The organism is Streptomyces sp. 8L, from assembly GCF_020176795.1.
Taxonomy (GTDB): Bacteria; Actinomycetota; Actinomycetes; order Streptomycetales; family Streptomycetaceae; genus Streptomyces.
Genome location: NZ_JAIUKE010000140.1, coordinates 19,294 through 28,853, shown reverse-complemented (window position 1 = coordinate 28,853; position 9,560 = coordinate 19,294). Strand labels below are relative to the sequence as shown.

General features: G+C 74.2%; 10 protein-coding genes. 3 read left to right on the top strand and 7 right to left on the bottom strand.

Going from position 1 to position 9,560, the window contains the following annotated elements:
- Positions 1-356 precede the first annotated feature (356 nt).
- Positions 357-1,349, bottom strand: a complete 993-nt coding sequence (locus LCE31_RS13850) for a DsbA family protein (protein ID WP_225014531.1) — start codon at positions 1,347-1,349, stop codon at positions 357-359.
- Positions 1,346-1,756, bottom strand: a complete 411-nt coding sequence (locus tag LCE31_RS13845) for an RrF2 family transcriptional regulator (protein WP_225014530.1) — start codon at positions 1,754-1,756, stop codon at positions 1,346-1,348. Before LCE31_RS13845 ends, LCE31_RS13850 begins: the two co-directional genes overlap by 4 nt.
- A 142-nt stretch (positions 1,757-1,898) precedes the next feature.
- On the opposite strand from LCE31_RS13845, the gene LCE31_RS13840 reads away from it, so the two are divergent.
- From LCE31_RS13840 to LCE31_RS13825, 3 genes are all read left to right on the top strand, one after another.
- Positions 1,899-2,447 carry a cupin domain-containing protein gene (locus tag LCE31_RS13840; protein ID WP_225014529.1) on the top strand — a complete coding sequence of 183 codons (549 nt, stop codon included), beginning with the start codon at positions 1,899-1,901 and terminating at the stop codon, positions 2,445-2,447.
- Between the two features lie 446 nt (positions 2,448-2,893).
- Complete coding sequence (locus LCE31_RS13835; RefSeq protein ID WP_225014528.1) at positions 2,894-4,054, top strand: LLM class flavin-dependent oxidoreductase; 1,161 nt, start codon at positions 2,894-2,896, stop codon at positions 4,052-4,054.
- Positions 4,055-4,483: 429 nt separating this feature from the next.
- On the top strand, positions 4,484-5,002 hold the full coding sequence (locus LCE31_RS13825; RefSeq protein WP_225014527.1) for a lytic polysaccharide monooxygenase auxiliary activity family 9 protein: 519 nt from the start codon (positions 4,484-4,486) through the stop codon (positions 5,000-5,002).
- Between the two features lie 139 nt (positions 5,003-5,141).
- On the opposite strand, the gene LCE31_RS13820 is transcribed toward LCE31_RS13825, so the two are convergent.
- The 5 genes from LCE31_RS13820 to LCE31_RS13800 form a co-directional block, all read right to left on the bottom strand.
- On the bottom strand, positions 5,142-5,900 hold the full coding sequence (locus LCE31_RS13820; protein ID WP_225014526.1) for an urease accessory protein UreD: 759 nt from the start codon (positions 5,898-5,900) through the stop codon (positions 5,142-5,144).
- The gene (gene ureG, locus LCE31_RS13815) at positions 5,897-6,583 is read right to left on the bottom strand and encodes an urease accessory protein UreG (protein WP_374118463.1); all 687 of its coding nucleotides are present in this window, start codon (positions 6,581-6,583) and stop codon (positions 5,897-5,899) included. The genes LCE31_RS13820 and ureG overlap by 4 nt, the downstream gene beginning before the upstream one ends.
- Positions 6,584-6,738: 155 nt before the next feature.
- Complete coding sequence (locus LCE31_RS13810) at positions 6,739-7,401, bottom strand: urease accessory protein UreF (RefSeq protein ID WP_225014525.1); 663 nt, start codon at positions 7,399-7,401, stop codon at positions 6,739-6,741.
- Between the two features lie 127 nt (positions 7,402-7,528).
- Entirely contained in the window at positions 7,529-9,250 is a 1,722-nt protein-coding gene (locus tag LCE31_RS13805; protein ID WP_225014524.1) for an urease subunit alpha, read from the bottom strand.
- Positions 9,243-9,554 carry an urease subunit beta gene (locus LCE31_RS13800; RefSeq protein ID WP_225014523.1) on the bottom strand — a complete coding sequence of 104 codons (312 nt, stop codon included), beginning with the start codon at positions 9,552-9,554 and terminating at the stop codon, positions 9,243-9,245. The genes LCE31_RS13805 and LCE31_RS13800 overlap by 8 nt, the downstream gene beginning before the upstream one ends.
- Positions 9,555-9,560 lie beyond the last annotated feature (6 nt).

The following is a 9,560-nucleotide window of genomic DNA, read 5'->3' as shown; positions in this document are numbered from 1 at the left end:
GAAGGACGGCGAGCCGTCCGGCATAGCGGATTGAACGCCCGTGACATCAGGGGGAGTTCGTGAGGGGATACGAGCCGCGTCGGTGATCAACCCGGTCGGCCGGGGGGCCGTCCGAGGAGCCGGCCGCTCGTGAGCCCTGCACTCGTGGGCCCCGCCTCAGGGGCTGCGCCGAACGGCGGCGGCGCGGGGCGCCGACGGTCCCGAGGGGACCGGCGAGCGCGGTCGTGTCAGCGACAGAGAGCGCTGGAGGTGCGTCGATAGTCCACGTAGCGGCAGACCACACCGGGGTGCATCGCATGCATGGCAGACATCCTCACCCCGGCCCGGGGCGCTGTCAATGGACACCTTCAGGTGTCTCATCCATCGAGACCTCGCCGACCTGCGGTTCTTGCCACCGCTTCGGCCGGATGCAGCCACAGCGGTCCGCCCGCAGTGCGGAGGGTGACCGCATCGGGCGGCGGCGCCTGCTCCCTGGTGAGCAGCCCGAGTTCGGGCCGCGAGAGGCTGCGCCACCGCTCCAGCGCGGAGCCCGCGTCCGGCGCGGCGACGGCCGGCAGCGGCCCGCCCGCGGCCCGGCCCGCCGCCGCGAGATACGCGCCGAACGACCGCCAGCCCGGCGCGCACACCTGGCCGCCCGGCCCCTCGAACAGGAGCGTGGGCAGCGCGTAACGCCGGCCCTCTTCGAGCTCCTTGGCCCCGCCCGGGTGCGGTCCTGGGCCGTCCAGGCCGACCACCGCGTCGACCGGGCGGCGCGCCAGGGCCCGGTCCGCGGCCACCGCCGCGCGCGTCGCGGCCGACGCGGCCTCGTCCAGGAGCCGTTCCACGTCGAGGCCCCCCACGCCGGTGACGGCCGCGCGTATCCCGTCGGCCGTGTCGGCGGGCGTGCCGTACACGAACGTGGACTCACGCAGCCGCCGCAGCACTCGCTCGGCGATGTCGCCGCCCTGCGCCTCGGCCGCCTTCGCCGCCGCCGACGCGGGCCAGCTGCTGCGCGTCAGCCGGCGCAGCCGGTCCGCGTACGGGGCACCGGTGTGCGCGGCGACCTGCCGGATGAAGCCGTCGTACCAGCGTGCCTCCGCCGCCGGGTCCGGCGCCTCGTCGTCGTCCTCGTCGAAGAGAATCCCGAACACGCGGCGCCAGCAGCACACGGGGGCCAGCGTGTGCCGCAGCAGTCGCAGCGCCGGCTCCGACCCCCAGGCCCAGGGGCATGCGGGATCGGTGAACTCGGTGACGGTCAGCATCCGTTCGCCACCGGTGCCGGGGGACCGGCGTCCGGCGTCGACGGTGTACGGCGCCTCCCCGCCCGGGCCGGGTTCCGCACCCGCGTCCGCTCCGCGCCGTACCGTCATGCCCGGACCGCCGAGACGGTGAGGTCGGCGATGGTGGCCGACGCCAGCACCCCGAGCGCCGCCTCGGCCGCCGCGCGCCACAGATCGGGCAGCGCGCCGGCCGCGCCGGGGTAGTCCAGACCGGCGAGCGGCGCGCCCCGCAGCGTGAAGAACTCCCCGTCCACGGCCGTCATCACGTCCGCCACGGTGATGGCTGCCGCGTCCCGGCCGAGCCAGTACCCGCCCTCACAGCCGCGCTGGCTGCGTACCAGGCCCGCCTGCCGCAGGTCGCGGAAGACCGACTTGAGGAACCGGAACGGAATGCCCTGTGCCGACGCCACGCTCTCGCAGTTCAGCGGCCGTCCGGCGTCCGCCGCCAGCTCGATGAGTGCCCGGACCGCGTAGTCGGTCCTGGCCGAAATCTGCATGGGAGGACCTCTCCTCTGGGTCGCCCGGAAGCCGGGCCGACCACGCCGGCGCCAATGGACACATCTTGACATCCATTCGTCGCGGTCTCTACGGTCGCACCGGGCCAGCCGCCCGCCGCACCCCGTCGAGCAGGGATGAACCATGGCTTCGCAGACCCCTCCGTCCGACGCAGCAGCCACCCCCGGGGCCCGCCCAGGACACGACGCGTTCCACCCCGACCTGCCGGACCGGGAACACACCGCCGCACCGCTGCGCTCCCGCCTCCACCACGTACGCGCCGACGCGCTCGACGGCGACACCGCGCAGAGCGGCGGCATGCGGCGGTTCGCCGCGATCAGTGGACGCACCGTCGGCTCCGAGCGCATCTGGATGGGCCAGACCCACGTGGCGCCGGGTACGGCATCCTCCGACCACCACCACGGCGCGTCCGAGACCGCCATCCATGTGATCGCGGGCCACCCCGAGTTCGTCTTCCTGGACGACGCGCACGGGGGGCCCGAGGAGATCAGGATTCGCACCGCGCCCGGCGACTACGTCTTCGTCCCGCCGTACGTGCCGCACCGCGAGGAGAACCCGAGCCCCGAGGAGGAGGCCGTCGTGGTGATCGCCCGCAGCACCCAGGAGGCGGTCGTGGTGAACCTGCCGGGACTCCACGTGCTGCGCGAGCTGCCCGGGGACCGGGAAGCGTGAGCGACCGGGCGCCGTTGACCTCTCTGGGCGCCACTGCCGCCGCGTCCCCGCCCCGCTCGGCGATGCTCACCCGGCGCGGTCACATCGACCTGCTGCGGGTCGCTTCCGCGGCGTGTCGTGGGACCCGCTGACGCGGTGACGCGCACTCCGCGCACTCTCCGCCCGCCCATCCCGTGCGTCCCGCGCATTCCGTGCGCCCTGTGCACCCCCTACGTCTCGGACATCTCGCGCGTCTCGTAGGACGCGTACGTCTCGTAGGACCCGTACCTCCCGTACCTCTAGGTTCCACACTCAATGCTCCCGTCCCACCCCGCGCCGTGCGGGTCCGGTGGAGTGTTCCGGGGGCGGTCGTGGCACCGGGCCCGGTCGCACGCGGGCGGCACACGGCCCCGCCGCCCCCGGTTCGTGCGGACCCGTACCGGTCCGTACTGACGAAAGGCATCCCGATGAGCCTCCATCTGCACTGGTTCCTGCCGACCGGCGGTGATGGCCGCACCCTCGTGGACCGTCACGCCTACGCCGCGGCGGAGCAGGGCCGCCCCGCGCCGGTCTCCGGCATCCGGCCCCCCGACATCGAGTACCTCGCGCAGATCGCCAAGGCGGCCGAAGGGCTGGGTTTCGAGGGCGTCCTCACCCCGACCGGCACCTGGTGCGAGGACGCGTGGCTGACCACGATCGCACTGTCCCAGCAGACGCGGCGGCTGAAGTTCCTCGTGGCGTTCCGGCCCGGTGTGATCTCGCCGGTCCTCGCCGCCCAGATGGCCGCGACCTACCAGCGGGTCACGCGCGGCAGGCTCCTGCTGAACGTCGTCACCGGCGGGGACAGCACCGAGCAGCGCCGGTTCGGCGATCACGCCGGCCACGACAGCAGGTACGCGCGTACCGCCGAGTTCCTCTCGGTGGTACGCGGGGTGTGGTCCGGGGTGCCGTTCGACTTCGACGGCGAGCACTACCAGGTGGAGGGCGGCCTCACCGCCCAACCGCCCGACCCGCTGCCCGAGGTGTTCTTCGGCGGTTCTTCCGAGGCCGCGGGGCCGGTCGCGGCGCGCCACGCCGACGTGTACCTGACCTGGGGCGAGCCGCCCGCCCAGGTGGCCCGGAAGATCGACTGGATTCGGGGCCTTGCCGAACGGGAGGGGCGTACGGTCCGGTTCGGGATCAGGCTGCACACCATCAGTCGAGACACCGCGAAGGAGGCGTGGGCCGGTGCGGGCCGCCTTCTCGACGACCTCGGCCACGACACCGTCGCAGCCGCCCAACAGGCCCTCGGGCGCAGCGAGTCGGTGGGTCAGCAGCGCATGCTCGCCCTGCACGGGGGCTCCCGCGACAAGCTGGAGATCTCCCCGAACCTGTGGGCGGGAGTGGGGCTCGTACGGGGCGGCGCGGGCACCGCCCTGGTCGGCGCCCACACGGACGTGGCCGACCGGATCGAGGAGTACCACCGGCTCGGCATCGACCACTTCATCTTCTCCGGCTACCCGCACCTCGAAGAGGCGTACTGGTTCGGGGAGGGCGTGATCCCGGAGCTCGCCGCGCGGGGCCTTCTGCCGGACTCCGGCGGGCCGGCCGCGGCGGCGGCACCGATCCTCCTCGCCCGGGGCCGCTGAGGGTCCGGGGGGGGGGGGGGGGGGGGGGCCGCGCGGCGGTCCCGGGGGCGGGGGGCCCCGCGGGGACTGGCGGGCCCGGGGGCGGGGGGGGCGGTGGGGGGGGCGGGGGGGGGGCGGGCGGGGGGGGGCCCCCCCCCCGGCCGCGCCGGGGGGGGGGGGGGGGGCCGGGGGGGGGGGGGGGGGCCCGGGCCGGGCGCCGAACGGGCCTGCCTTGACCACTACTTGACGCGAGCACGCCATTCTGTATGGTCTAGTCCAAGCGGTGCGGTCGCCTTCCCGTGGCCCCGGCACGGGGCGCTGGAGAGCGGCCTGGCTCCGCCGTCCTTCGCACAGCCAAGGCCCCACACTCGACCAGACGTGCGCATCCGCCGTCCCCGGACCCCCACGGTCCGCGAGCCAGTGGTCGCGCACCAGGTGAAGGAGTTCGCGATGCGTGGAAGCAGGAAGCTCAAGGTCGCCCTGGCGGGCGCGGTGATCGCGCCGGTCCTCGCGGTAGTGCTGCCGGCGACTTCGGCCAGCGCGCACGGCTATGTCTCCAACCCGCCCAGCCGCCAGGCGCAGTGCGCCGCGGGGACCGTGAGCTGCGGCGACATCAAGTACGAGCCGCAGAGCGTGGAGGGCCCGAAGGGGCTCAAGAGCTGCAGCGGCGGCAACGCCAGGTTCGCCGAGCTCGACGACGACAGCAAGGGCTGGACGGTGACGCCCGTCAGCACCACGACCACCTTCACCTGGACGCTGACGGCACGCCACGCCACCAGCACCTGGCAGTACTTCGTGGGCGACCGCGAGATCGCCGAGTTCAACGACAACGGCGCGATCCCCGGTGCGACGGTCTCGCATCAGGTCAACTTCGGTGATCTGCGCGGCAAGCAGAAGGTACTGGCCGTCTGGAACATCGCCGACACCGCCAACGCGTTCTACACCTGCATCGACGTGAACGTCGGCTGACCGAACCGGTCCGAGCTGACCGAGCCGGTCCGAGCCGACCGAGCCGGTCCGAGCCGACCGAGCGGGCGTCGTCGCGGCTGCGGAACGCGTCGCGGCGGCGCCCGCCCGCGTCCCTGGACGACAGCACGGCGGGGTCGCGTCAACGGCCGGAGCGTACCCGGCGCAGCGCCGCGTCCGCCGAGTCCAGGGCGTGACGCAGCCGCAGCCCGTCGGCCGCCACCGCCGTGGCCAGCGCCGCGGGCCCGGCCAGCGGGACGAGCACGGCGGTGTCGCCCAGCGGCTGGACGGGCACCGGATCGTGCGCGAAGCCCGGTTCCACGCAAAGGAGTTGCCCGACGGCGCGATGGCCGCCGAGCACCGCGCCGCCATCCCATCCCTCCGGCGCGCCGGGGCCGAACGACGTCTCCTGGTCCAGCAGCGCGACGCCTGCGTACCGGGCGCTCAGGCGGCTCGTCACCGTGCCCGTCGGCTCGCCGTACCGGCCGAGCACCAGCTCCTCACGCAGCATCAGCCGCGCGTCCTCGGCCAGTTCGGCCGTGGTGCGCAGGAACAGGAGGGAGCCGGCCGCACTCACGAGCGGCCCCGGCAGCCACCGCAGGGTGGCGCCCGCCGCGACGGTGAGCCGTACGTCGTAGTGCGCCGCGCCGCCGCCCCGGCCCGGCAGCGCCACCGTCGCGGCGGCGGCGTCCACCGTGAGCCGGGCTCCGGCCCGTACCTCGATCTCGACGGCCAGCCGGTCCCCGCCGAGCGGCGCACTCATCGCGCCGACCAGGGTGACCCGAAAACCGCCGTCCGCCGCGCGCGTGCGGCGTGGCGCGAGCGGCCCCTCGCCGCTGAGCAGGGCGAGCCCGTCCCGCGTGGCGACGATCCGGGCGGTCGCCCGCAGGCCTCCGCTCATGCCGCCCAGGCCGCGAGCCGCTCGCGCACCCAGCGGGCCACCGGTGCCACCCCGTCCGGCGCCTTCAGCGAGGTCAGCAGGACGGGCAGGTCACCGCGGCGCTCCGCGGCGTCGGCCGCCATCCGGCCCAGATCGGAGCCGACGTGCGGAGCGAGGTCCGTCTTGTTGATGACCAGCAGGTCGGAGCGGGTGATGCCCGGCCCGCCCTTGCGGGGGATGTCGTCGCCCGCCGCCACGTCGATGACGAAGATCTGCGCGTCGACCAGCCCGCGCGAGAACGTCGCGGTGAGGTTGTCCCCGCCCGACTCGACCAGCACCAGGTCCAGCGGACCGACCGCGTCCTCCAGGTCCTCCACCGCCTCCAGGTTCGCGGAGATGTCGTCGCGGATCGCGGTGTGCGGGCACGCGCCGGTCTCCACCGCCTGGATGCGCTCGGGCGGCAGGACCGCCTCGCGCAGCAGGAAGTCGGCGTCCTCACGCGTGTAGATGTCGTTGGTGACGACCGCCAGCGACAGCGTGTCGCGCAGGGCGCGGCACATCGCGGCCACCGTGGCGGTCTTTCCCGAGCCGACCGGTCCTCCGAGCCCGATCCGCAGGGCGCGCCGGGCCCCGTCGGGACGCCGGGAGGCGGCGCCGGGGCCCTCGTCCATCGCCAGGAGGTGATCGAAGTGGTCGAGATGCATGGCGGATTCCTGTCTCGGAGAACGGGCCAAGAGGCGGGGAGGAAGAGAGCCAAGGGGAGAAGGGCAACGGTCAGGTGAGGAGACGGACGAGGGAAACGAGTGGAGTTGAGGCGGCGAGGAGGCGGGAACGGAGGCCGGCTTCCGCACCGGCCGGGCTACGACGAGAACAGCCGCACCGGCCACGCCGCGTGTGCCTCCGCGCCGATGTCCAGCAGCGGCCCCGACGCGGCGGGCAGCGCCCCGGGGCCCTCGCGTGCCGCGCGTACGGACGCGTCGGCGACCTCGTCCAGTACCGGAGCGAGTCGCGCGAGCACCGCGGTCGCCTCGAAGGGGTCGAGGCCGAGCAGGCGGACGGCGGCCGTGGCGGGCCCGCCGACCGCCTCGTACACCGCGCAGTGCGCCGCGTCGGCCGGGCCGAGTCCGGCGGCCCGCGCGGTCACGCCGAGAACGACCGGTTGGTGCGCGCCCCGCGGCCGGGCCGTCGCGAGGGCGTCCAGTTCGGGTCCCGGCCACGCGGCGCGCGCGGCCCGCATCAGCTGCCTGCCGAGCCGTCGCGCCGTCGCGCGCAGCGCGGGCGAGGGGGTACGGGCGTCCGCCAACGTGTCGAGCGCCAGCGGATCGTGCCCGTAGGCCGCGGCCGCGGCGAGGCCGGCGGCGGTGCGCCCCGCCGTGTGCAGCCGGCCGCGGCAGAACGACTCCAGTGATCCGGCATCGTGCACCCGCCCCGCTTCGACGGCCGCCTCGACACCCCCGGAGTGGGCGTGGGAGCCCGCGGGGAAGCGGCCGTCCGCGAGAACGAGCAGGGCCGCGCGGCTCATCGCGTACCGCCCCGGCCCCCGGACACCACGGGTGCCGGCGCCGGGCGTGCCCCGCCGCGCCCTGTCTGGCCCGCGTCCCCGTGCCCTGCCCAGCCCGTCACTGCCCAGTCTGCTTCCTCTTCCATGGTCAGAAGAGGAAGTACCGCTGTGCGAGCGGGAGTTCGATAGCGGGCTCGGGTTCGACCGGTTCGCCGTCGATGGTGACGGTGAAGGTGTCGGCGTCGACCTCCACCCGTGGCAGCGCGTCGTTCTCCCGCATGTCCGCCTTGGTGACGGCGCGTGTACCGCGGATGGCGGCGAACCGCTTGTCCAGGCCCAGGCGTTCGGGCAGCCCGGCCTCGATCGCCGCCTCGGACACGAAGGTCACCGAGCCCGCGGCCGCCGCCCGCCCCAGCGCGCCGAACATGGGCCGGGGCAGCACGGGGCCGGGCGTCGGGATGGACGCGTTGGCGTCGCCCATCTGCGCGTACGCGATCTGCCCTCCCTTGATGACCAGGTGCGGTTTGACGCCGAAGAAAGCGGGCTCCCACAGCACGAGATCGGCCAGCTTCCCGGGCTCCACCGAACCGATCTCGTGGTCCATGCCCTGCGCCACGGCCGGGTTGATGGTGTATTTGGCGACATAGCGACGAGCCCGATGGTTGTCGGCGCGGCCGTCGCCCGGCAGCGCGCCCCTGCGCTTCTTCATCACGTGCGCCGTCTGCCAGGTCCGCATGATCACCTCGCCGATGCGCCCCATGGCCTGCGAGTCCGAGGAGATGATCGAGATCGCGCCGAGGTCGTGCAGGATGTCCTCGGCCGCGATGGTGGTCGGCCGGATGCGGGACTCGGCGAAGGCCAGGTCCTCCGGCACCGCCGGGTTGAGGTGGTGGCACACCATGAGCATGTCGAGGTGCTCCTCGACGGTGTTGAGGGTGTGCGGCCGGGTCGGGTTGGTCGAGCTGGGCAGGACGTGCGGCTCGGACACGACCGTGATGATGTCGGGCGCGTGCCCGCCCCCGGCGCCCTCGGTGTGGTACGCGTGAATGGTCCGTCCCGCGATCGCGGCCAGTGTGTCCCCGACGAAACCCGCCTCGTTGAGTGTGTCCGTGTGGATGGCGAGCTGGACGCCGCTCTCCTCGCACACCCCGAGGCAGGCGTCGATGACCGCCGGGGTCGCCCCCCAGTCCTCGTGGATCTTGAACCCGGCGGCGCCGCCGCGCAGTTGGGCGTACAACGCCTCGCGTGACGTCGTGTTGCCCTTGCCCAGCAGGCCGACGTTGACCGGCGAGCCGTCCAGCGCCTGGAACATCCGTGCCAGATGCCAGGAGCCCGGCGTGACCGTCGTGGCCTTCGTCCCCTCGGCGGGTCCCGTACCGCCGCCGACGAGGGTGGTGACCCCGGTGGCAAGCGCCTGGTCGATCAGGGTCGGCGAGATGAAGTGGACGTGCGCGTCGATCGCGCCCGCCGTGACGATCTTCCCGTTCCCCGCGATGATCTCGGTCTCCGGGCCGATGACCAGGTCCGGGTGCACGCCGTCCATGGTGTCGGGGTTCCCGGCCTTGCCGAGGGCGCGGACCCGGCCGTCCCTGATGCCGATGTCCGCCTTGACGATGCCCCAGTGGTCGATGACCACCGCGCCCGTGATGACGGTGTCCGGCGCGCCCTCGGCCCGCGTCGTCCTGGACTGGCCCATGGACTCGCGGATCACCTTGCCGCCCCCGAAGACGGCCTCGTCGCCCGCGCGTCCGGGCCCGCCCGAGCGGTCCTCCTCGATCTCGACGAGCAGACCGGTGTCGGCGAGGCGGATACGGTCGCCCGTCGTCGGCCCGAACAGGTCGGCGTAGGAGGGCCTGGAAAGCTCAGCCATCGAGAGGACCTCCGGTTTCGCCGCGCAGCCCCGGCACGGCCCGGAGCCCCGCCAGCGGCACGAGCACGACCTCGACGGGGATGCCGGGCTCGAAGCGCACCGCCGTCCCCGCCGCGATGCCGAGCCGCAGGCCGCGCGCCGCGGCCCGGTCGAACGCGAGGCCGGGGTTGGCCTCGGCGAAGTGGTAGTGCGAGCCGACCTGCACCGGCCGGTCGGCCGTGTTGACGACCGTCAGAACGGTGGTCGGTGCCCCTTCGTTGAGGACGACGGGCCCGTCGCCGAAGAGGATCTCACCCGGAATCAAGGCTTC